We start from the raw sequence: 22,211 nt of genomic DNA on the forward strand, positions 1-22,211 counted from the left end.
TTGGTCAATCCGGTATCCGGAACTGCGGAGATGGCTCCATGGTCAAACTCGACATGGACAAACGCGGAGGGCAGCGACAATGGGCACACGGGTAAGCGAGCTGGTCGAGCGCTTCGGCGGACGACTCGAAGGCGACCCTGACACCGAAGTCACGGCGATCGCCCCGCTGGAGCGTGCCGGCCCGGCCGATATCAGCTTTCTTAGCAACAACAAGATGCGCCCCCTGGCCGCGCACAGCCGGGCGGCCGCGCTGATCCTTTCACCGCTGGATGAAGAAGCGGTCGCGCCGACCTACGACGGCGTCCGCATCGTCACCGGCAATCCCTACGCCTACTTCGCGCGCACCGCACAATTCCTGCTGCCGCGTGCCGCGCCCGAGCCCGGCGTCCACCCCTCCGCCGTCGTGCACCCTGACGCGCGGATCGATCCCGCGGCCCATATCGGCCCGCATGTCACGGTGGAGGCCGGCGCGGCGATCAAGGCCGGCGCCGTGATCGATGCCGGATGCTACATCGGCCGCGATGCCGTGGTGGGCGAGGGCACGCATTTCTTCGCCAACGTGAGCTTCCACGCCCGCTGCGTCATCGGTGCGCGCGGGATCGTCCATTCGGGCGCCGTGATCGGCGGCGACGGCTTCGGATTCGCGGTGGACGGCGGCGTGTACATCAAGATTCCGCAGACCGGGCGGGTGGTGATCGGCGACGATGTCGACATCGGCAGCAACACGACGGTCGACCGCGGCGCGCTCGACGATACCGTCATCGAGGACGGGGTCAAGCTCGACAACCAGATCCAGATCGGCCACAACTGCCATGTCGGCGCCCACACGGCGATGGCTGGCTGCGTCGGCGTGGCCGGCAGCGCCCGCATCGGCAAGCACTGCAGCTTCGGCGGCGCAGCCATGGTCAACGGCCACATCGAGATCGCCGACAACGTGCACATCACGGCCGGTACCCTGGTCGCGAACTCGATCGCCGAACCGGGCCGCTACACGGGCTTCTATCCGATCGCACCGAACGCGGAATGGGAGCGCAGCGCGGCGCTGGTGCGCAAGCTCGGCTCGATGCGCGAGAAGATCCGCGCGATCGAGCGGGCGCTCAAGTCACTGGGCGCCGGGTAGTGGCTGCCGGCGCGGGTGCCGGCGTGGGTGCCAGCGCGCGCATCAGGTCGGCGAGCGTGGCCGGCTTGGTCAGGTGCAGGTCGAACCCGGCCTGCGCCGCCCGCTCGATGTCGGCCTGCTGGCCGTAGCCGGACAGGGCGATCACACGCAGTGCATTGCCGTGTTCGCGGCGCAGTGCCGCGGCGAGGGCGTAGCCGTCCATGTCCGGCAGGCCGATGTCGAGGATCGCTACCTCCGGCACCCGCATGCGGGCGGACGCCAGCGCCTGCGCGCCGTCGTACGCCACCTCGACCGCGTGCCCCAGGTGGCGCAGCAGCGTGGCGGTGCCGGCGGCGGCGTCCTCGTTGTCGTCGACCAGCAGCACCTGGCGCGGCGCCTGCACCGGCGCCGGCGCGGCCTCGGCGGCCTGGCCTGGGGGAGCCGCCAGCGGCAGCACGACCTCGAAGCGGCTGCCCTGGCCTGGGCCGCTGCTGTGGGCGCCGACGCTGCCGCCGTGCAGTTCGACGATCTTGCGCACGATCGCCAGGCCGAGGCCGAGTCCGCCGGTGCGCCTGGCGAGCTGCTGCGGCGCCTGGAAGAAGGGTTCGAAGACGCGCGACAGCAGGCCGGTATCCATGCCGATGCCATTGTCCTCTACCGACAGCGTCGCCAGACCCGCTTCGGCATCGGCCGCAAGCTTGACGCGGGTTGCCGTGCTGCCGAAGCGCGCGGCGTTCGACAGCAGGTTGTTCAGCACCTGCGCCAGCCGGCTGTCGTCGCCGTCGATCCAGACCGCGTCCGGGGCGTCGAGGAGGATGGCCTGGCCGGGCAGGGCGACGACGACGTGGCGCACGGTCTCGGCGAGGTTGAGCGGACGCAGTTCCAGGCGCAGCTTGCCGGAAGTAATGCGCGAGACGTCCAGCAGGTCGTCGACCAGGCGCTTCAGGTGGGTGACCTGGCGCCGCATGATGGCGCGCTCGCGCCGCGCCCCCGGCTCGTCGCGCATGTCCATCAGGTCGAGCGAGGCGACGATCGGGCTGAGCGGGTTGCGCAGTTCGTGGCCGAGCACGGCAAGAAATTCGTCCTTGGCCTGGCCGGCCTTGCGCGCCTGTTCGAGCGCGTCTTCCAGCGAGGCCAGCAGGCGCGACCGTTCCGCTTCGTGGCGCGCGCGCTGACGTCCGGCGGCTTCGAGCGCCCGCGCCATGCCGCCGAGTTCGCGGATGCGCGAGGGCGGCACGCTGAGCGGACGTCCTGCGCCGAGCGCCGCGGCGGCCCGGCGCAGGACGTTGAAGGCCCTGACGATGCGGCCCGACAGCCAGTAGGCCAGCCCGATGCAGACCGCCAGCGACAGTGCGATGCCGGCCGCGTACGCGGCGATGCCTTCGAAGAAGCCGGCGCGCAGGGTCACCGCCGGGGCATTGGCCACGACGGTCCAGTGGTGGCGCGACATGCTGCTGTAGGCGGTAGCGACGAGGTCGCCTTCCTTGGTGTTGGTGGGGCCGGCGCCCTCCAGGCCCGTACGCATCAGGCTCCGCAGGGCGGGCGTGATGGGCTGGGCGACGAAGCGCTCCTGGTTCTTCGAGCGGGCCACGATGTGGCCGGAGGCGTCGATCACGGCGAGCAGGGAATCGGAGGGCGCCCGCTGGCGCTCGATCACGCGCAGGATGCGGTCGGGCTTGACCACGGCGCTCAGCACGTAGGTGCGCCCGTGGCTGTCGGTGACGGGGATGCGCACCGGCACGGCGGCCCGCCCGCCCTGGCCGCGCGCGATCCCGCCGACCACGGGACGGTGCAGGCTGAGTGCCTGTTGCAGGCTGGCCGGATCGGCCGGCTCGCCGGCCGGGGCGCCGAAGGGTGCGGTGGTACGGAACAGGATCTTGCCGTCGCCGTCGGCCAGGAACACGCCCAGCCAATGCGGCTGGGCCTGGGACTGGACGCGGGCCACCTCGTAGAAGGCGCGCAGGTCGCCCGCCGCCATGGCCGGGCTGTGGGCCATGCTCGACAGCGCGACCACGGACGAATCGAGTTCGGCGTCGACGGCGCTGGACAGGGCGCGCGCCAGGTCCAGCAGCGCGCGTTCCTGCTCGCGCTGCCGGTATTCGCTGGAGACGTGGATGCTCCAGATGCCCAGCAGGGCGAGCGGCAGCAGGCCGATCGCAGTCAGCAGGATCAGCAGGTGGCGTAGCGGCAGCGTGCGGCCGCGGCGAACGTGCATGGGGTGCCCGTACGTACAGGAAGGGGTGGTGAAAAAAAAGCGCCCCGTGCTTGGAGCGCTTTCTTCTGAGGAAAGGCCGGCTTACTGGATCTTGGCCTTGTTCATCAGCTGTTCGCGGAAGGCTGCCAGCTTACGCTGCTGCAGCTGCTCTGCGACTTGCTGCTTGACTTCTTCCAGCGGCGGGATCTTGGCCGCACGGGTGTCTTCCAGCTTGATGACGTGGTAGCCGAACTGGGTCTTCACCGGGGTTTCGGTGATCTGGCCCTTCTGCAGCGAGGTCATGGCCTTCGAGAACTCGGGGACGAAGGAGGCCGGGCTTGCCCAGTCCAGGTCGCCGCCGTTCTGCGCCGAGCCCGGGTCCTTCGACTGCTTGGCCAGGTCTTCGAACTTGGCGCCGCCCTTCAGCTTGGCGATGATGGCCTTGGCTTCGTCTTCGGTGCCGACCAGGATGTGGCGGGCGTGGTATTCCTTGTCGCCGACCTGGGCCTTGAACTTGTTGTACTCGGCGGCGATATCGGCGTCCTTGACCGGGTTCTTCTTGATGTAGTCGGCCAGCATCGCGTTGATGATGATGCTCTGGCGGGCGTTGTCGATCGCGTTCTTGACTTCCGGACGGGTGCCGATGCCTTGCTTGTCGGCTTCCTGGATCAGGACTTCGCGGCCGATCAGGTCCTTCTTGATCGCCTCGCGCAGTTGCGGGGAATCGGTGGCCTTGCCCTGCGCAACGACTTGCTTGACGACCTGGTCGACCTTGGCCGCAGGGATGGGCTTGCCATTGACGGTCGCGACGTTTTGTGCGAACGACGGCAGGACTACCATCGCGGTCATGGCTAACAACAGGCGGGCTGGCTTCACAATCATTTATTCGATCCTATCTAAACACAAAAGTCGCAACGCGACGAAAACCGGCGGCCGGGCCGCCGGTGATGCAATATCTTACTGCACCTTTGCCTTTTTGACCATTTCCTCTTGATACGAGGCCAGCTTCTGCTGGGCCAGGGCATCGGCGATCTGCGGTTTCACTTCTTCCAGCGACGGCAACTTGGCCGGACGGACGTCGTCCAGCTTGATCACGTGGTAGCCGACCTGGGTGTGAACCGGCTTATCGGTGACCTGGCCTTTTTGCAGGCCGGTGAAGCCGGCTGCGAATTCCGGCGGGAAGGACGACGGGCTGGCCCAATCCAGGTCGCCGCCGTTGTTGGCGGTGCCGGTGTCTTTCGACTGCTTGGCCAGGTCTTCGAACTTGGCGCCGCCCTTGATCTTGGCGATGATGGCGTTGGCGTCGGCTTCGTTGTCCACCAGGATGTGGCGCACGTGGTATTCCTTGTCGCCGGTCTGCTTGGTGAAGCGGTCGTACTCGGCCTTGATCTCGGCGTCGGTGACCGGGTGCTTGGTAACATAGTCGCGCGCCAGCGCATTGATCACGATGGTCTGGCGGGCGTTCTCCAGCGCCTGCTTGACTTCCGGATTCTTGTCGTAGCCCTGCTTGACCGCTTCCTGCATCATCACTTCGCGGGCGATCAGGTCCTTCTTGATCGCTTCGCGCAGTTGCGGCGAATCGGTCGCCTGGCCCTGGGCCACGACCTGCTTGACCATCTGGTCGGCGCGCGAGGACGGGATCGCCTTGCCGTTGACGACGGCGAGGTTCTGGGCGAATGCGGACGAGTTTGCAAAAGTTGCGGCGATAGCGATCAGGGCTAACAGCAGCCGTGCTGGCTTAAAAGTCATGGTGGTTCCTGTGAGGGGGTTGCTTGGACGAGATTGGATTAGTTTTTGTAATACGTAGCAAATTTTCGAGCAGATTACTTAAGACTTCCTGAAGGCTGCGCCGTCACGACAATTCGGATGGGGCAATGGCGTTGATCGCCAGCGCGTGAATGTCGGTATGCATCATACCTTGCACGGCATCATACACGAGCCGATGGCGCATGACGAGCCTCAGGCCTTCGAAGCGTTCGGACACGATTTTCACACTGTAATGGCCGCCGCCGGAGGCCGCGCCGGCATGGCCGGCGTGCAGGTGCGAATCGTCGCCGACCTCGAGCCGGCTTGGTGCCAGCGCGGCCTGCAGCAGGGAACGGATGCGCTCGACGCGCTCGTGGGTAGCTTGCGACTGGCTCATGCGTCCCCCTGTTCCTGTTCCTGAATATGCTTCGACAGCATCAGGGTCTGGATGACGATGAAGGCGAAGAAGATGCCGGTCACGCCGAACAGCTTGAAGTTGACCCAGGCACCGGTATTGTCCTTGAAGACGACGAAGGCCATCACCAGGTTCAGCACGCCCACCAGGGCGAAGAAGGTCATCCAGGCGTAGCCGACCTTGGCCCAAACCGGCTCCGGCAGCTTGATCTGGGTTTCCATCGCCTTGCGCACCAGATTGTTCCGGAAACCGAACTGGGCCACGAACAAGGCCAGCGCGAAGGCCCAGTACAGGATGGTCGGCTTCCACTTGATGAAGTTCTCGTCGTGGAAATAGATGGTGGCGCCGCCCGTCACCGTGATCACGCCAAGGGACAGCCACAGCATCCCGTCCACCTTGCGGCCGCGTGCCAGCAGGTACAGGATCTGCAGCACGGTGGCGACGATGCCGACCGCGGTGGCCAGCATGATCGGCGATTGCGCCGGGGTGACGCTGCCGCCCGCGATCAGTGCGCCCATATATTGGACGAGGAAGGCGTGGGCGGCTTCCTGGTGGCCGTCGGCAAACTTGAAGACGACGAAGAAGAGGATGACCGGGAACAGGTCGAACAGAAATTTCATGCTGTGAGGATCTGGGCTGTCTGAAAGGTCGCCATTATGCCGGTTCGAAGCGCAAGGCGGCGGAATTGATGCAGTAGCGCAGGCCGGTCGGCGGCGGGCCATCCGGGAACACGTGACCGAGATGCGCATCGCAGACTGCGCAAATGATTTCCGTGCGCACCATGCCGTGGCTCCGGTCTTGCTTCTCGATCACGTTGTCGGGGTCGAGGGCGCGGAAATAGCTGGGCCAGCCGCAGCCCGACTCGAACTTGGCATCGGACTCGAACAGCGGCGTATTACAGCACACGCAGTAATAGATGCCGTGTTCGTGGTGGTCCCAGTACTTGCCGGTGAAGGCGCGCTCGGTGGCGGCGTGGCGGGTCACCTGGTATTCGATCGGGTCGAGCTGGCTGCGCCACTCGGCGTCGCTCTTGGTCACTTTTTCGGTCATGATAATGGTCGCTCAGGTTGAATCAGGACGAACAGCTCACTTCGAGATGCGAGGCCCAGTCCGGCGGCAGGGCCGCGTAGGCCTCGTTCTCCGCTTGCTCGTCGAAGGGGTGTTCCAGTATGGCGAGGAGCTTGTGCACCTCCGAAAAATCGCCATTCTGCGCTTTTTCGATCGCCGTCTGCGCCAGATAGTTGCGCAGCACGTATTTGGGATTGACGCGCGCCATGGCTTCGCGGCGGACGGCGTCAAGGCTGCCTTCGCGGCGCAGGCGGGCGCGGTACTCCACCGCCCAGGCGTCGAAGCCGGGACGGTCGAGGAACAGGTCGCGCAGCGGCGCGTCGGCCTCGGCGCGGTCGGCTATCCGCATGTCGCCGAGCCGGCGGAAGAACAGCGTGAAGTCGACGTGGTTCTCGTGCATCAGCTTGAACATGGCGTCGAACAGCGCGCGGTCGGCTACCCGCATGTCACTTTCCTGCGTCGTGCTCAGGCCCAGCTTGGCGTGCATCAGTTCGTCGAACTTGTCGCCGTAGGCGTCGACGTAGCCGTCGAGCGCGGCCTCGGCCGCGTCCTTGTCCTGGATCAGCGGGAGCAGGGCGTTGGCCAAGGCGTAGCAGTTCCAATGGCCGACCGGCACCTGGTTCGAGTACGAATAGCGGCCGCCCTGGTCGGTATGGTTGCAGATGTGGTCGACGTCGAAGGCTTCCATGAAGCCGAAGGGGCCGTAGTCGAGCGTGAGGCCCAGGATCGACATATTGTCCGTGTTCATCACCCCATGCATGAAGCCAACCGCCTGCCAGTGCGCGATCATGCGCGCGGTGCGGCGCGTCACCTCGGCCAGCAGCTCCAGGTAGGGATTCTCGGCCCCCTGCAGTTCCGGATAAAAATTGCGGATGACGTAATCGGCCAGGGTGCGCAGTTCTTCCTGCTTGCCGCGGTAGTGCCAGTGCTCGAAGGAACCGAAGCGCACAAAACTTGGCGCCATGCGGGTGACGACGGAGGCGGTCTCGATGGTTTCGCGCACCACCTGCTGGTGCGAGCCGGTCAACATGAGCGCGCGCGTGGTCGGAATGCCGAGCGCGGCCATGGCTTCGGAGCAGAGGAATTCGCGGATCGAGGATCGCAGCACGGCGCGGCCGTCGCCCATGCGCGAATAGGGCGTCATGCCGGCGCCCTTCAGCTGCAGCTCCATCGGACCAGCCGGCCCGGAAAGCTCCCCGAGCAGGATCGCGCGGCCGTCGCCCAGTTGCCCGGCCCAGTGGCCGAACTGGTGGCCCGAATACACGGCGGACAAAGGCTGGGAGCGGGGTGGCACGTGGTTGCCGCTGAAGACCGCGACGAAATCCTCCTGGCTCAGCGCCGCAGGGTCGAGCCCGGCCAATGCCGCCGCTTGGCTGCTTGCTGCGACAAAATATGGCGCGGGCAGCGGCGTTGGCATCAGGCGCGTGTAGAACGCGGGTGGCAATTCGGCAAAGGAATTGTCGAAGGGCAGGTCGTCAGCGGTAATGGCTTTTCCTTCAAATCAGCGGTCCGGGCATGGGTTGTCGGGATTCTAACCCAGACGGCGCGATTCTATGGGCACGCTTGTGCGCGGCCCATGGCGCTTACATTCTGTAACGATTGCTGCAACTTCCTTGATGCATTGCAGCATCGAAATCCGTTGACGCTTTCCGCACGGTCGTTCCAAACTCGACCGCAAAGACAACCCGGACCACCCGGTCCTACCAGGAGACGCCATGCAGTCCTATCCGCAGAGCCCGCTTGCTTCACCAATGATGGGCCAGATGATGAGCCAGCCCCTCTCGATCTCCAGCATCATCCGCTTCGCCGCGCGGCATTACGGCGGCACCGAGATCGTCTCGCGGCGCGTGGAACCCGATCTGCCGGACCTGCACCGCTACACCTACCGCGACTGCGAACTGCGCGCCCGGCGCCTGGCGCGCGCCCTGAGCGAGCGCGGCGTCGGCATGGGCGAGCGGGTCGGAACCCTGGCCTGGAACGGCTATCGCCACCTGGAACTGTATTACGCGGTGTCCGGCTCGGGTGCGGTCCTGCACACCATCAACCCGCGCCTGCATCCGGAACAGATCGCCTACATCGTCAACCATGCCGAAGACCAGTTGCTGTTCTTCGACCTGAGCTTCCTGCCGCTGGTGGAAGCGATCGCGCCGCATTGCCCGAGCGTGAAGGGCTTCGTGCTGATGAGCGACCGCGCCCACATGCCGGCCGAATCCCGCATTCCGGACTTGCTGTGCTACGAAGAGCTGATCGACGCCGCGCTGGACGACTACGCCTGGCCGCAGTTCGACGAGAACGCCGCCGCTTCGCTGTGCTACACCTCGGGCACGACCGGCAACCCGAAAGGCGTGCTGTATTCGCACCGCTCGACGGTGCTGCATGCCTACGCTTCGGCGCTGCCGAACGTGCTGAACGTGTCGGCCGGCGACACCGTCCTGCCGGTGGTGCCGATGTTCCATGTGAATGCCTGGGGCCTGCCGTATTCGGTGCTGCTGTCGGGCGCGAAAATGGTCTTCCCCGGCGCCCGGCTCGATGGCAAGTCGCTGTACGAGCTGTTCGAGCAGGAGGGCGTCACCTTCTCGGCCGGGGTGCCGACGGTGTGGCTGGGACTGATCAACCACGCGCTGCAGAACGGCTTGCAGTTCAGCACTTTCCGCCGCACCGTGATCGGCGGCTCGGCCTGTCCGCCGGCGATGATGGACACACTGATCGACCGCTTCGGCGTACAAGTCATCCACGGCTGGGGCATGACGGAGATGTCGCCGCTGGGCACCACCGGCGGCCTGCTGGCGAAACACCGCGATTTGCCGAAGGAAGCGCAGCGGAAAATCCTGCAGAAGCAGGGCCATGCGATCTACGGCGTCGACATGAAGATTGTCGACGAGGAGGGCAAGGAGCTGCCGTGGGACGGCCGCAGCTTCGGCCACCTGCTGGTCAAGGGACCGTGGATCGTCTCGAGCTACTTCCGCCAGGAGGGAGGCGACATCCTGCAGGACGGCTGGTTCCCGACCGGCGACGTGGCCACCATCGACGCGGACGGCTTCATGCAGATCACGGACCGCAGCAAGGACGTGATCAAGTCCGGCGGCGAGTGGATCGGTTCGATCGACCTCGAAAATATCGCGATGGCCCACCCTGGCGTGCTGCAGGCGGCCTGCATCGGCGTGCCGCACCCGAAGTGGGACGAACGGCCCCTGCTGCTGGTGGTGCGCCGGCCGGATGCGGAGCTCACGCGCGAGGAGCTGCTGGGCTTCTTCGAGGGGAAGATCGCGAAGTTCTGGATGCCGGACGACGTGGTCTTCGTCGACAGCCTGCCGATCGGCGGCACCGGCAAGATCCAGAAGAACAAGCTGCGCGAGCAGTACCGGAGCCACCGTCTGCCCGGCGCATGAGTGCCGGCCGCTTCAGGTCGGCGTGTCGGTATCGTCCCAGTCGCTGTCCTCGAAGCAGCTCAGCCAGTTCAGCGCATGGTGGCGTTCGGAGATGACCCCGGCGTCCAGCCCCGCCGGCAACGGTTTGCCGTCGAGGCGCGACTGGCGCACCAGCCACTGCAGGCGGTAGTGCAGGTCGAGGGCATCGAGGATCTCGGTGCCGGCGCGCAGGCGAACTTTGGTGCCGACGACTTCCTCGGCGCGTTCGAGCAGCGTGCGCGAGGTCGTGGTTGCGTCGCATGGCCCGTCCGGCCAGGGCAGCTCAGCCAGCCCAAGCGCCCATTCGAGGGTCAGCAGGCTCTCATAACGCCATGAAAACCGGGTCAGGTCGGCGGGCGTGGGCTGCTCCTCCTGCAGGAACGCGGTTTCCTGCGGGCTCAGGACGCGCCGCAGGCCGGGAAGCTTCTGCTCCAGTTCCGCCACCGGCAGCGGCTTGCCCGCCGCCAGCGATTCGGCCCTGAGCGCTACCGCCAGCAACGCGACGGCACGCTGTCTGGCCTCGGCCGCAGGCCGCAGGCGCAGTTCGGACTCGGCCACCACCGGCGGCAGGTGGGACGAGGCCTGCAGGCCGCGGGCGGCGAGCAGCGCCTCGGTCGCCGCCTTGCGTTGCAGCGCCGCGGCGGGGAAGGGCACGACGGCGTCCGCTTCCGCGCTGCCGTCGGCGCTCGACACCAGCACCTTCCGCTGCGGATCGCGCACCTGGCCGTCCGGCAGGACCAGCAGGGCGTTCGCCTGCAGCGCCCACTCCGCCAGGCCGCCGGCGTCCCGCGGCGAGACGGAGAAGGCGAACTGGTGCCGGGTCCGCTGGGCATGGCGCATCACCTGGTAGCGGGTGCTGGTCATCTTGCCGCCGCCCAGCGACTGCACGTAACGGACGAAGCCGTCGAGCTCCTGCCGCATCTCCGGATCGGTGCTGTCGCGGCGCCCGTGCAAGTGATGCACGAACGGCGGTTCCGGCACGGTCGCCAGGGTGCAGTAGGCGTTGACGAGCATCTCGTCATGGTCCGCGGGGGGGCGCGGCGTAAATAGTTTCTTCAGCTGTTTGAACATCGATCGGGTCCGGTGGACGAAGGCATGGGCCGCCATTATTGCTCATCCCGACCGGGCCGCGGCCAGATCCGCATCCAGCGCCGCCACGCAGCTGGCGCGTGAGCGTCGCCAGCATGGTGTCGTAGTCGCCGTAGGGGCACATCGACGGCGGCGCCGGCTCGCGCTTCAGCGCCAGGTTCCATATCAGGACCTCCAGCGTATGCGGCGCACCCAGCTCCTCGAGCAGGATGCGGACGGCGCCGGAGCGGGATTGCGGGGCGTGGAAGGGGGTGATCGTGCGGTTCATGGCGTCCTCGTGGCGTGACAGGGCGTTCAGGATATGCATGCAAAAAATTGCCGTCTTGTAAAAACGCGCGCTAGAATCGTGGCTGCCGACCACAGCATTGACGCCACGCCGATGAACACGCCCGCTACCGTCCAGGACCGCCGGAAAGGCGTGGTCGCGCCCGCCCAGGCGCGCAGGATGTTCCGCATGGAGCGCTACCTGCCCGCGCCGGAACTGGCGCCTTTCCTCGATCACTTCTGGGTGGCCGAGTGGGTCCTCGGCCGGCCACTCCAGGCGGGCCGGCTGCTGGCCCCGCACCTGCCGCTGCCCGACACGCAGGTGGAGCGCATCGCCGCTATATTGCGCATGGTGGAGGCGAGGCCCGGCCTGACCTGGTCGAGCAACTGGCCGCGCACGCCGGCTACTTCGACCAGGCCCATTTCAGCGCGGATTTCCGCAAGCTGGTCGGCGAATCGCCGGCCCACTACCGCAAGCGCGCGCGCCATGCCACGGCCTGAATTGCCGAGGAGTGATTTAACGTGATGCGAACGCATATTGGAAGCGACACCATGGAAACCGAACGCCTGATCCTTCGCCGATTCACGCTGGACGACGCCGAAGCCTGGCTGCCGCTGGTCTCGCTGCCCGACATCATCCGCTACACCGGCGACACCCCGGCCCGCTCGGTCGACGAGGCGCGCGAGGTCCTGCGCACCCGGCCCCTGCGCGACTATGCCGTGCACGGCTACGGGCGCATGGCCGTAATCGAAAAGGCCAGCGCCCGCCTGGTCGGCTTCAGCGGCCTCAAATACCTGGACGATTTGCGCGAGGTCGACATCGGCTACCGCTTCCTGCCGGATTGCTGGGGCAAGGGTTATGCCACCGAGAGCGCCTTCGCGCTGATGGAGCGGGGCCGGCGCGAGCATGGATTCACCCGCATCGTCGGCATGGCGCACCCCGACAATGCCGCCTCGATCCACGTGCTGGAAAAGCTCGGATTGCGCTTCGAGCGCCTGCTGGCGCCGGAGGCCGACGGGGTCCGGCTCCGGCTGTATGCGCTGGCTCCGACGAAATAACACGACCGTACTTTTATCGCTTATAGTGTGGGTTGCCGTTTCAACATACCTATACACAAGGAGACCCATGAGCGCCGATTACCAGGTCCAGAACAACGTTGCCGTCATCACGCTGAACAACCCGCCGGTCAACGGCCTCGGGCTGGCCACGCGCAGCGCCGCCGTCGAGGCGCTGCAGCGCGCCGACAGCGACCCGGCCGTCAAAGCCGTCGTCATCACCGGCGCCGGCAAGGCCTTCTCGGGCGGTGCCGACATCCGCGAATTCAATTCGCCGAAAGCCCTGACCGAGCCGACCCTGCACACCCTGATCCGGACCGCGGAAAGCCTGGCCAAGCCGGTGGTGGCCGCGATCCACAGCGTGTGCATGGGCGGCGGCCTGGAACTGGCGCTGGGCTGCAACTACCGCGTGGCACTCCCGGGCGCCCAGATCGCGCTGCCGGAAGTGAAACTCGGCCTGCTGCCGGGCGCCGGCGGCACGCAGCGCCTGCCGCGCGTGCTGGGCCTGGAAGCGTCGCTGGACATGATCGTCTCCGGCAACCCGGTGCCGTCCGAAAAGCTGGCCGACAAGTCGGGCGGCAATGCCTTGTTCGACGAAGTGTTCCCGGCCGGGACCGACCTGGTGGCCGCCGCCGTCGATTTCGCCAACAAGGTCGCCGATGTGCGTCGCCCAGGCGCACCTCCGCTGCCGAAAGTCCGCGACCGCAAGGTGGAACACGCCGACCCGCAAGGCTTCCTGGAGGCCGTGCGCGCCAGGGTGAAGGCCGCCGCCGGCGCCTTCCCGGCGCCGCTCGAATGCGTCGAAACAGTGGCCGCCTCGGTCGAGCTGCCGTTCGAGGAAGGCTGCAAGTTCGAGCGCGAGCGCTTCATCCACCTGACCCAGACCGTGGAATCGAAGGCCTTGCGCCACGCCTTCTTTGCCGAACGCGCCGCGAGCAAGGTCCCGGACGTGCCGGCCGACACCCCGGTCCGCGAGATCAAGTCGGCCGCCGTGGTCGGCGCCGGCACCATGGGCGGCGGCATCGCGATGAACTTCGCGAACGCCGGCATTCCCGTCACCATCCTGGAGACGAAGCAGGAAGCGTTGGACAAGGGCCTGGCGACGATCCGCAAGAACTACGAAAACACCGTCAGGAAGGGCAAGCTGAGCCCCGAAAAGTGCGAGCAGCGCATGGCGCTGGTCAAGGGCAGCCTGTCATACGACGACATCGCCCAGGCCGACATCGTGATCGAAGCCGTGTTCGAAGACATGGGGGTGAAGGAGACCGTGTTCCGCCAGCTCGACGCGGTCATGAAGCCGGGCGCGATCCTGGCCTCGAACACCTCGACCCTGGACCTGAACCGCATCGCCGCTTCCACGTCCCGTCCGCAGGACGTGATCGGCCTGCATTTCTTCAGCCCGGCCAACGTGATGAAGCTGCTCGAGATCGTGCGGGGGGACGCCACCGGCAAGGACGTGCTGGCCACCGCGCTGGCGCTGTCGAAAAAGCTCAAGAAGCTAGGGGTGGTGTCCGGGGTGTGCGACGGCTTCATCGGCAACCGCATGGTCGAGCAGTACATCCGCCAGGCCGGCTTCCTGCTCGACGAAGGGGCGCTGCCCCAGCAGGTCGACCGCGCCATCGAAAACTTCGGCTTCGCCATGGGGCCGTTCCGCATGGGCGACCTGGCCGGCAACGACATCGGCTGGTACATCCGCAAGCGCCGCGCCGTCGAGATGCCCGGGGTGGCGTACTCGAAGACGGCCGACCTGCTGTGCGAGCAGGGCCGCTTCGGCCAGAAGACCGGCGCCGGCTGGTACGACTACCAGGCCGGCGACCGCACTGCGCATCCGTCGCAGGCGGTCGACGAGATGATCGTCCGCCACTCCCAGGACCTCGGCATCGCGCGCCGGGAAATTTCGGACCAGGAGATCGTCGAGCGCCTGGTCTACGCGCTGGTCAACGAAGGCGCGAAGATCCTGGAAGAGGGCATTGCGCTGCGCGCATCGGACATCGACATGGTCTACCTGAGCGGCTACGGCTTCCCGCTGTACCGTGGCGGCCCGATGTTCTATGCCGACACCGTGGGCCTGGCGAACGTGCTGGCGGCGATCGGGAAGTACGCGCGCGGCTACCACGGCGAAGCCTGGACGCCGGCGCCGTTGCTGCAGCGCCTGGCGGCTGAAGGGCGCGGATTCAACGGCTGAGTCTTCGGCGTTCCTGCGCATCTTAGTGCGCCGGTATATGTTAGGCTCGGTATCCCCGTAGACTCCGAGCCCGACGTGAAAAATGCACTCCTGATCGCGACCGCCTGCCTGCTCGGCCTGCTGTCGACGACCGGCGCTTCGCTGCCTTACCCGATCCTGCCGCCGCTGTTCGTGAACGGGGCGGCGGACGGTTTCACCAACTTCCTCGGGCTGCCGCCCAAGCTGCTGTTCGCCGTCGCCCTGATGGTCAACCCGGTCGGGCTGCTGATCGGTACTTCGGTGCTGGGTTCGCTCTCCGACCGCTATGGGCGCCGCCCGCTTTTACTCTTCACCACCGTCGGCGCGGCGCTCGGCCACGCCCTGAGCGCCTGGGCGCTGGCGGCGCGTTCCTATCCGTTGTTCCTGCTGGCCCGCTTCGGCACCGGCCTGCTCGAGGGCCAGAGCGCGATCGTGCGCGCGATGCTGGCCGAGCGCCTGCAGGGGCCGATCCGCAACCACGCGCTGTCGTGGCTGAACGGTTCCCTGCACCTGGGCTGGCTGGTCGGGCCGCTGCTGGCCGGCTTCACGGTCGGCTGGGGCGTCACGGTACCCTTCCACATCGCCGCCGGCGCGCTGCTGCTGGGGGCGGCCCTGGTCGCAATCGCGCTGGAACGCCGGCCGCGCGGCGATGGACCAGGATGGTCGGCGATGTGGAGCGTGGCGCGCGAGCGGCATGCCTTCAACCTGCTGCGCCACGACGGCCTGCGCAGCCTGTTCGGGGTGCAGCTGGCCTATACCTGCGGCGTTACCGCCTTCTACGAGTTCTATCCGCTGTGGCTGGTCGAGGTCGGGCACTACGATACCCGCGCGATCTCGCTGGTCAACGTCGGCATGTGCGGGCTGATGACCTTCACGGCCCTGTTCGCGGGACGCCAGAGCCGGGTCGAGCCGATGCGGCGCGCGGCCTTCCTGGCGGCCGCGGTGGCTTTGGCGATCGCCTCGCTGGGCACCGGCAAGCTGTGGATCGGCCTGGCCGGCATCATGCTGTTCGGCATGCCGCACGCCTTCTACAATGCGCTGATCCAGGTGTGGGCCGCGGACCGCTTCGGCGGTCACGGCCAGGGTGCCGTCATGGGCCTGCTGTCGACCACCTTCTGCCTGGCGAACATCCTGATGGCGGCGGCGGGCGCGGTGCTGACCCTGGTCGATACGCGCCTGGTGCTGGTGACAGGGGCGCTGCTGACGGCGTGGGCGGCGACGCGGATGCGGGCATGGAGCCGGGCAGGGCAGCTGGCCGGGCAATAAAAAAGGTGGGCACGGGGCGCCCACCTGCGTCATACCGTTTGCAGGGTGGGCACCCCGTGCCCACCCTGCCGCCGGATCAGTCAGCCGCGTAGATATCGTTGTCCTTGGTCTCGCGCACGAACAGCATGCCGACCACGAAGGTGATGGCGGCGATGATGATCGGGTACCAAAGGCCGTAGTAGATGTCACCCTTGGCCGCCACCAGCGCGAACGAGATGGTCGGCAGCAGGCCGCCGAACCAGCCGTTGCCGATGTGGTAGGGCAGGGACATCGAGGTGTAGCGGATGCGGGTCGGGAACATCTCGACCAGCATCGCCGCCACCGGGCCGTAGACCATGGTCACGTACAGCACCAGCACGAACAGCAGCAGCACCACCATCGGCTTGTTGATGGCGGCCGGGTCGGCCTTGGCCGGGTAGCCGGCGGCCTTCACGCCGGCGCCCAGGTCTTTCTTCAGCGCGGCGTCCTTGGCCTTGCTGGCGGCGTCGAAGTCGCGGCCGTCCGCCGACATGGTGGCGTTGAAGGACGGATAGACCTTGTCGCCGATGTGGACGCTGGCGATGGTGCCGGCCGGCGCGTCCTGGCGCGTGTAGCTGACCGAGGCGTTGGTCAGCTGGGCGGTGGCGATGTCGCAGGACGAGGGGAATTTCTCGGTGCCGGTCAGCTTGAACTGGAAGTGGCAGGAGGCCGGGTCGGCCACCACCACCACCGGCGAATTCTGCAGCGCCGCGGCCAGGGCCGGGTTGCCGTAGCTGGTCAGGCCCTTGAAGATCGGGAAGAAGGTCAGGGCCGCGATCAGGCAGCCGGCCATGATGATCGGCTTGCGGCCGATGCGGTCGGACAAGGAGCCGAAGAACACGAAGAAGGGCGTGGCCAGGGCCAGTGCAACCGCGATCATGATGTTCGCGGCGGCGGCGTCGATCTTCAGGGTCTGGGTCAGGAAGAACAGGGCGTAGAACTGGCCGGTGTACCACACCACGGCCTGGCCCATCACCACGCCCACCAATGCCAGCAGTGCGATCTTGCCGTTACCCCAGGTCAGGAAGGCTTCCGACAGCGGGGCTTTCGAGGTTTTGCCCTCGGCCTTCATCTTGGCGAAGGCGGGCGACTCGGCCATCGACATCCGGATCCACACGGAGACGCCGAGCAGCAGGACCGAGACCAGGAAGGGGATGCGCCAGCCCCAGGAGTCGAACGAGGCGCTGTCCATTGAGGTGCGCACGCCCAGGATCACCAGCAGCGACAGGAACAGGCCGAGGGTTGCGGTAGTCTGGATCCAGGAGGTGAAGAAGCCGCGGCGGCCTTCCGGCGCGTGTTCGGCGACGTAGGTGGCGGCGCCGCCGTATTCGCCGCCCAGGGCCAGGCCCTGCAGGATGCGCAGCGAGACCAGGATGATCGGCGCGGCGATGCCGATCGAGGCGTAGCCGGGCAGCAGGCCGACGATGAAGGTCGAGCCGCCCATGATCAGGATGGTGACCAGGAAGGTGTACTTACGGCCGATCATGTCGCCCAGGCGTCCGAACACCAGCGCGCCGAAGGGACGCACGATGAAGCCGGCGGCGAAGGCCAGCAGGGCGAAGATGAAGGTGGTGGTCGGGTCGCCGACGAAGAACTGCTTGGCGATGACGGCGGCGAGGGAGCCGTAGAGGTAGAAGTCGTACCATTCAAAGACCGTGCCGAGGGAGGACGCGAAGATGACCTTGCGCTCTTCCTTCGTGAGTCCGCCGGCGGTAGGTGCTGCCTTCCCGCCGGCTGCCATGCCGGGTGTGATAGCCATTGTAGTCTCCGTAGTGTTTGTAGTGTCAATGGATAGCCGAGTTGGTCGCCAGCTACGGGTGCGACTCTGCACCGCGAAGCTTACGCGATGCTTGCTCCAAACTTACACGAAACTGACGGATGGGCCCATCCTGCGCGCCTCCATGCGCAGGGGGTGATTCAGGCGTCCTTGGCCTTTGGACCGGATTCCGGGGCCGGGGTTTCCTCGATTTCCGCGGCGTCCGGATTCACATGCGCATATTTATAGGCTTCCGCCGAACGCTCCAGCGCCAGGCCCAGCGCAGTGGTCAGTTCGCTCTGCGGGGTGCCCTGGCGCAGTTGCTGCGAGGCGAAGGTATTGCGCAGGGTGCGCCCGCCGGCGCGCGACACCGCCAGCCCGGCGCGCTCGAACGTCGCCTTCACCTGGCGGTAGACGGTGGCCTTGTGCAGCGCTTCGCCTTCCAGGTTGGCGGGAAACGCCAGTTCGCCCGGAATCTTCAGCGCCTCCCGCTCCTCCAGCCAGGCGGTCAGCTCGGCCACGCCTTCCTTCGGCAGGGTGGTCGTGTGTTCATAGCTGGTGCGGTGCTTGTGTTCGGGCGTGATGTCGAGGGTAAGGCCGCCCTCGACGTCGCGTTGCCGGCCGACTTCGCTCACCAGCAGGCCGATCGCCTCGGCCACGCGCAGGCCGGCCAGCGCCATCGTCACCTGCATCGCGCGGTCGCGGCGGCGCTTCCAGCCGGCTCCTTTCGCCTCATCTCCGGCGCGCTGGCCGGGCAGGGCGGCCAGGAAGCGCTGCAGCTCGTCCGCGTTCAGGGCCGTCATCGGCGCGTCGCGGGTGATCTGGGCGCGGTCGATGCCGACGATGGCCTCGCGCGCCGGGTTCGGCGAACGCTCCAGGTAGTCGTAGCAGCGCTCCAGGAGGCGCAGGTAGCGGTAGGAGATCTTGCTGTTCAGGTCGCGGTGGCCGTCGTGGGCCAGCTGGACGAAGCGGTACAGGTCGCGCGCGCTAACGCTCGACATCTTCAGGCGTTCTTCCAGCATCCAGGCGGCGAACTTCCCGAACATGAATTGGTAGATGGCCGCCGATTCGGGCGAGACCGGCTTTGGGTTGAGGTCGCGCTGTCGACTCGAGGTCAGCACGAAGTCGGGCGAGGCGACGAAGGCGGTAAAGCGTTTGAGGGGATCGGCATCCCAGGCGGCAAGTTGGCTCATGCGCTTATTCTGCAACTAACCGAGACAGCGTGCAAATGGCAAGGGTGCGCGGGCAGTCCCGCCGGCCGGTCCGCGTCCGACGACATAAATTTGCAACTAACCGACATGGGGATAAACCCAAACCAAAAAACCAGCCACCAACACGAGCGGGGCGATCAAACAGCCGCACTCGCCATCCCGGCAGCGAAGCGTTATGCTCCTGATTATCTTGTTCAATCACACCAGGAAGAAAAACATGCTCAAGCACATCGTCATGTGGAAACTGAAGGAACACGCCGAACGCGCCGACCGCGCTGCCAACGCACGTGAAATGAAACGTCGCCTGGACGACTGCGCGACGATCGTGCCTGGCATCATCAAGTTCGAAGTCACCGTGGCCCAGCCGGGCCTGGAAGCGACCTATGACGTGGTGCTGTACTCGGAATTCGAGAACAAGGCCGCGCTCGAAGCCTATGCCAAGCACCCGACCCACCAGGCCGTGGTGCCGTTCATCGGCGCGATCCGCGAGGCGCGCCAGTGCATGGACTACGAAGTCTGACGGGGCCCGCCATGCGCACGGTCCGGGAACTGTTTTCGCTGGAAGGAAAGACCGCCGTCGTCACCGGCGGTTCGCGCGGCCTGGGCCTGCAGATGGCCGAAGCGCTGGGCGAGCAGGGCGCGCGCGTGGTGATTGCCGCGCGCAAGCAGGCCGAGCTCGACGACGCCTGCGCCCAGCTGGCGGCGCGCGGGATCGAGGCGACCGGCATCCGCGCCGACTTGTCCGAGCAAACGGCGGTCGCCGCCTTCGCCGACGAAGCGCTGGGGTGCCTGGGCCAGGTCGACATCCTGGTCAACAATGCCGGCGCGACCTGGGGCGCCCCGGCCGAGGACTTTCCACTCGACGCCTGGGACAAGGTGATGAACCTGAACGTGCGCAGCGTCTTCCTGCTGTGCCAGGCCTTCGGCAAGCGCTCGATGATCCCGCGAGGGCGCGGGCGCATCGTCAACATCGCCTCGATCGCCGGCCTGGCCGGGAACCCGCCGGGAAGCATGCAGACCATCGCCTACAACACCTCGAAGGCGGCGCTGATCAATTTCACGCGCACCCTGGCCGGCGAATGGGGCCGCCACGGCATCACGGTAAACGCGATCGCGCCGGGCTTCTTCCCCTCGAAGATGACGAAGGGGATACTGGCGGCGGCCGGCGCGGACACCCTGGCCCGGCAGGCGCCGCTGGGCCGCCTCGGCGACGAGGAAGACCTCAAGGGCGCGGTGCTGCTGTTCGCGTCCGATGCGGGAAAGCACATCACGGGACAGGTGCTGGCGGTCGACGGCGGGGTTTCCGCCGTCTGAATCGCTGGCGCCGCGGCAAGCGCGAGAATAGCGGGGAGGAAGCATGAAACGGTTCGAAGGACGGGTGGCCGTGATCACGGGCGCGGGCAGCGGCCTGGGACGCGAGTTCGCCAACACCGCGGCGGGGCTGGGCATGAAGCTGGTGCTGGCCGACATCGATTCCGGCGCGCTCGAACGCGCGACGGAGGAATTGCAGGCCGGCGGCGCCGAGGTGCTGGCGATGGTGCTCGACGTGAGCAAGCACGAGCACGTCGAGGAACTGGCCGACGCGGCGATGATCCGCTTCCACGGCGTGCATCTGCTGTTCAATAACGCCGGCGTGGCTGCGGGCGGCCTGATCTGGGAGAACAGCGAGGCCGACTGGGCGTGGGTGCTGGGCGTGAACCTGTGGGGCGTTATCCATGGCATCCGCGTATTCACCCCGATCATGCTGGAGTGCGCGCGCCGCGAGCCGGACTACGAGGGCCACATCGTCAACACGGCCTCGATGGCGGGCCTGCTGAACCCGCCGGGGATGGGCATCTACAATGTCTCCAAACATGCGGTGGTGTCGCTGTCCGAGACCCTGTATTACGACCTGGGCCTGACCGGAGCACCGATCCAGGCATCGGTGCTGTGTCCGTACTTCGTGCCGACCGGGATCGGCCGCTCCGAAGCGCATCGCCCGGACCAGCTGGAAAGCGACAGGGCGCCGACGGCCGCCCAGCAGACCGTGCAAAGCATGGTGAACCAGGCGGTCAGCGCCGGCAAGGTGTCGGCGGCCGAGGTCTCGCGCATCACCTTCGACGCGGTCCGCGACGGCCGCTTCTATATCTACTCGCATCCGCAGGCGCTGGGCAGCGTGGCCGCGCGCATGGAGGCCATCCTGAAGGGCGGGCAGCCGGCCGATCCCGATACGGCGGCGCCGCAGATCGTGCAGGCGCTGAAGTCCCGCCTCAGGGGAAGCTGAAGGAGAAGCCAAGAGACGGTGATCGTCCTACAGGCCTGAGGGATGTCTTCCTATTCGCCCGGCGAGCGGGAGCGCTAGCATTGGGCTATCGATCATCGTATTGGGAGGACATCATGGCTGAGAATAAAGACAAGGCCCAGCAAGGCAAACAGGATGGGCAGGACCAGGGCGACGCAGGCAGCCAGAACCGCCAGGGTGGAGGCGGCGACGCCAGCCGCCAGAGCGAGTTCCTGCATAGCTCTCCGGAAGCCAATGTGTTCCCGGCGGGCTCGCCGCAGAGCGACCGCGGCGACGCCGGCAGCAGGGCGGGCGCATCCGCTGCCGGCACGCCGGACGAAGGCAAGCTCGGCGGCTCGGGCGGTACTTCCGCCAGCGGCACCACGGGCAACGATCCCGATCGCTGACGAAGCGCGCATGCAGGCAAGGCCGGGCGCGGGATGGCGTCAGAACCTTGCCTGCATGGGTGTGACGTGCTTGACCTGTTTGGGTGCTTGACCTGCTTCCGGACGCGGTCTAATATGATGTTCATCATATTCGCATTCGCCCATCATGTCCGCCAGCCGATCGACCCGCCACCAGCAATCGCATGAACGCATCCTCGACGCCGCCGCCCGCGCCGTGCGCCGGGCCGGCGTGGCCGGGGTCGGCGTCGCCGAGGTCATGAAGGAAGCCGGCCTGACCCACGGCGGCTTCTACGCCCACTTCGACTCGCGCGACACCCTGCTGGCCGAAGCGCTGGAGCATGCCGGTAGCCAGAGCAACGCCCGCGTGCGCGAACGCATGCGCGCACGCACGGATGCCGGCGACAGCCCGTTCCGTGCCCTGGTCGGCGAATACCTGTCCGAGCCGCACATGGATGCCCTGGAACTCGGCTGCCCGGTGGCGGCCTCGGGTTCCGACATGCAGCGCAGCCAGGCAGTCCTGCGCGAAGTAGCGAAGCGCAGCGTGCGCGGGCTGGCCACGCTGGTCGCGGAGGCGCTGCCCGTGGCTTCGCCGCCCGACAGCGCCTGGGCCGTGGCCGCTGCGCTGGTCGGCGCGCTCCAGCTGGCCAGGATATTGGGGCGGGAAGGTGGAGGGAACGATGTCTTGCGGGCCTGCCGGGAAACCCTGCTTGCCCAGTACGACCGCCCGGGCTCCACGGCCTGAGGCGGTAGAT

The 22,211-nt window shown here is 66.8% G+C and carries 22 protein-coding genes; 11 read left to right on the forward strand and 11 right to left on the reverse strand.

Annotated features, from left to right (window positions below):
• The first annotated feature begins 79 nt into the window (after positions 1-79).
• Positions 80-1,120 carry a UDP-3-O-(3-hydroxymyristoyl)glucosamine N-acyltransferase gene (gene lpxD, locus ACI48D_RS16990; RefSeq protein WP_435572420.1) on the forward strand — a complete coding sequence of 347 codons (1,041 nt, stop codon included), beginning with the start codon at positions 80-82 and terminating at the stop codon, positions 1,118-1,120.
• On the opposite strand, the gene ACI48D_RS16995 is transcribed toward lpxD, so the two are convergent.
• From ACI48D_RS16995 to ACI48D_RS17025, 7 genes are all read right to left on the reverse strand, one after another.
• Complete coding sequence (locus ACI48D_RS16995) at positions 1,098-3,314, reverse strand: hybrid sensor histidine kinase/response regulator (RefSeq protein WP_435572421.1); 2,217 nt, start codon at positions 3,312-3,314, stop codon at positions 1,098-1,100. The two genes, lpxD and ACI48D_RS16995, sit on opposite strands and share 23 nt — an antisense overlap.
• Positions 3,315-3,395: 81 nt before the next feature.
• Positions 3,396-4,175 (reverse strand): peptidylprolyl isomerase, encoded by a 780-nt coding sequence (locus ACI48D_RS17000; RefSeq protein WP_435572422.1) that lies wholly within the window; start codon positions 4,173-4,175, stop codon positions 3,396-3,398.
• Between the two features lie 75 nt (positions 4,176-4,250).
• Complete coding sequence (locus ACI48D_RS17005; protein ID WP_435572423.1) at positions 4,251-5,042, reverse strand: peptidylprolyl isomerase; 792 nt, start codon at positions 5,040-5,042, stop codon at positions 4,251-4,253.
• Positions 5,043-5,145: 103 nt separating this feature from the next.
• Positions 5,146-5,436, reverse strand: coding sequence for a BolA family protein (locus ACI48D_RS17010; protein WP_435572424.1), 291 nt, complete (start codon positions 5,434-5,436; stop codon positions 5,146-5,148).
• On the reverse strand, positions 5,433-6,074 hold the full coding sequence (locus ACI48D_RS17015) for a septation protein A (protein WP_435572425.1): 642 nt from the start codon (positions 6,072-6,074) through the stop codon (positions 5,433-5,435). Before ACI48D_RS17015 ends, ACI48D_RS17010 begins: the two co-directional genes overlap by 4 nt.
• Positions 6,075-6,108: 34 nt before the next feature.
• Positions 6,109-6,504, reverse strand: a complete 396-nt coding sequence (gene msrB / locus ACI48D_RS17020; protein WP_435572426.1) for a peptide-methionine (R)-S-oxide reductase MsrB — start codon at positions 6,502-6,504, stop codon at positions 6,109-6,111.
• Between the two features lie 22 nt (positions 6,505-6,526).
• The gene (locus ACI48D_RS17025; protein ID WP_435572587.1) at positions 6,527-8,008 is read right to left on the reverse strand and encodes a protein adenylyltransferase SelO; all 1,482 of its coding nucleotides are present in this window, start codon (positions 8,006-8,008) and stop codon (positions 6,527-6,529) included.
• A 229-nt stretch (positions 8,009-8,237) separates the two neighbouring features.
• Between ACI48D_RS17025 and ACI48D_RS17030 the strand changes: the two genes are divergently transcribed.
• Entirely contained in the window at positions 8,238-9,911 is a 1,674-nt protein-coding gene (locus ACI48D_RS17030; protein ID WP_435572427.1) for a 3-(methylthio)propionyl-CoA ligase, read from the forward strand.
• 12 nt (positions 9,912-9,923) lie between these two features.
• On the opposite strand, the gene ACI48D_RS17035 is transcribed toward ACI48D_RS17030, so the two are convergent.
• Positions 9,924-11,000 carry a DUF4272 domain-containing protein gene (locus tag ACI48D_RS17035; RefSeq protein WP_435572428.1) on the reverse strand — a complete coding sequence of 359 codons (1,077 nt, stop codon included), beginning with the start codon at positions 10,998-11,000 and terminating at the stop codon, positions 9,924-9,926.
• A complete protein-coding gene (locus tag ACI48D_RS17040) occupies positions 10,948-11,325 on the reverse strand; it encodes a hypothetical protein (protein WP_435572429.1) in 378 nt (125 codons plus the stop codon). The genes ACI48D_RS17035 and ACI48D_RS17040 overlap by 53 nt, the downstream gene beginning before the upstream one ends.
• A 39-nt stretch (positions 11,326-11,364) precedes the next feature.
• On the opposite strand from ACI48D_RS17040, the gene ACI48D_RS17045 reads away from it, so the two are divergent.
• The 4 genes from ACI48D_RS17045 (at position 11,365) to ACI48D_RS17060 (ending at position 15,807) form a co-directional block, all read left to right on the forward strand.
• The gene (locus ACI48D_RS17045) at positions 11,365-11,808 is read left to right on the forward strand and encodes a hypothetical protein (RefSeq protein ID WP_435572430.1); all 444 of its coding nucleotides are present in this window, start codon (positions 11,365-11,367) and stop codon (positions 11,806-11,808) included.
• 26 nt (positions 11,809-11,834) lie between these two features.
• Positions 11,835-12,341, forward strand: coding sequence for a GNAT family N-acetyltransferase (locus ACI48D_RS17050; protein ID WP_435572431.1), 507 nt, complete (start codon positions 11,835-11,837; stop codon positions 12,339-12,341).
• Positions 12,342-12,408: 67 nt separating this feature from the next.
• Positions 12,409-14,523, forward strand: a complete 2,115-nt coding sequence (locus ACI48D_RS17055) for a 3-hydroxyacyl-CoA dehydrogenase NAD-binding domain-containing protein (protein WP_435572432.1) — start codon at positions 12,409-12,411, stop codon at positions 14,521-14,523.
• A gap of 75 nt (positions 14,524-14,598) precedes the next feature.
• Positions 14,599-15,807 carry an MFS transporter gene (locus ACI48D_RS17060; protein WP_435572433.1) on the forward strand — a complete coding sequence of 403 codons (1,209 nt, stop codon included), beginning with the start codon at positions 14,599-14,601 and terminating at the stop codon, positions 15,805-15,807.
• 76 nt (positions 15,808-15,883) lie between these two features.
• Here ACI48D_RS17060 and ACI48D_RS17065 read toward each other — a convergent pair whose 3' ends face one another.
• Both ACI48D_RS17065 and ACI48D_RS17070 read right to left on the reverse strand, forming a co-directional pair.
• Entirely contained in the window at positions 15,884-17,584 is a 1,701-nt protein-coding gene (locus tag ACI48D_RS17065) for an MFS transporter (protein WP_435572434.1), read from the reverse strand.
• 158 nt (positions 17,585-17,742) lie between these two features.
• Complete coding sequence (locus tag ACI48D_RS17070) at positions 17,743-18,774, reverse strand: tyrosine-type recombinase/integrase (RefSeq protein WP_435572435.1); 1,032 nt, start codon at positions 18,772-18,774, stop codon at positions 17,743-17,745.
• A 235-nt stretch (positions 18,775-19,009) separates the two neighbouring features.
• On the opposite strand from ACI48D_RS17070, the gene ACI48D_RS17075 reads away from it, so the two are divergent.
• From ACI48D_RS17075 to ACI48D_RS17095, 5 genes are all read left to right on the forward strand, one after another.
• Positions 19,010-19,312: a Dabb family protein gene (locus tag ACI48D_RS17075; protein WP_435572436.1), complete on the forward strand. Its 303-nt coding sequence runs from the start codon at positions 19,010-19,012 to the stop codon at positions 19,310-19,312.
• An 11-nt stretch (positions 19,313-19,323) separates the two neighbouring features.
• The gene (locus ACI48D_RS17080; protein WP_435572437.1) at positions 19,324-20,106 is read left to right on the forward strand and encodes an SDR family oxidoreductase; all 783 of its coding nucleotides are present in this window, start codon (positions 19,324-19,326) and stop codon (positions 20,104-20,106) included.
• Positions 20,107-20,149: 43 nt separating this feature from the next.
• Positions 20,150-21,055, forward strand: coding sequence for an SDR family oxidoreductase (locus tag ACI48D_RS17085; RefSeq protein WP_435572438.1), 906 nt, complete (start codon positions 20,150-20,152; stop codon positions 21,053-21,055).
• A gap of 113 nt (positions 21,056-21,168) precedes the next feature.
• Positions 21,169-21,459 carry a hypothetical protein gene (locus ACI48D_RS17090; RefSeq protein ID WP_435572439.1) on the forward strand — a complete coding sequence of 97 codons (291 nt, stop codon included), beginning with the start codon at positions 21,169-21,171 and terminating at the stop codon, positions 21,457-21,459.
• Positions 21,460-21,604: 145 nt separating this feature from the next.
• Positions 21,605-22,201, forward strand: coding sequence for a TetR/AcrR family transcriptional regulator (locus ACI48D_RS17095; RefSeq protein ID WP_435572440.1), 597 nt, complete (start codon positions 21,605-21,607; stop codon positions 22,199-22,201).
• The last annotated feature ends 10 nt before the right edge of the window (positions 22,202-22,211 follow it).

Origin of the sequence: Massilia sp. LXY-6 (genome assembly GCF_051233485.1) — a bacterium.
GTDB lineage: Bacteria > Pseudomonadota > Gammaproteobacteria > Burkholderiales > Burkholderiaceae_D > Telluria.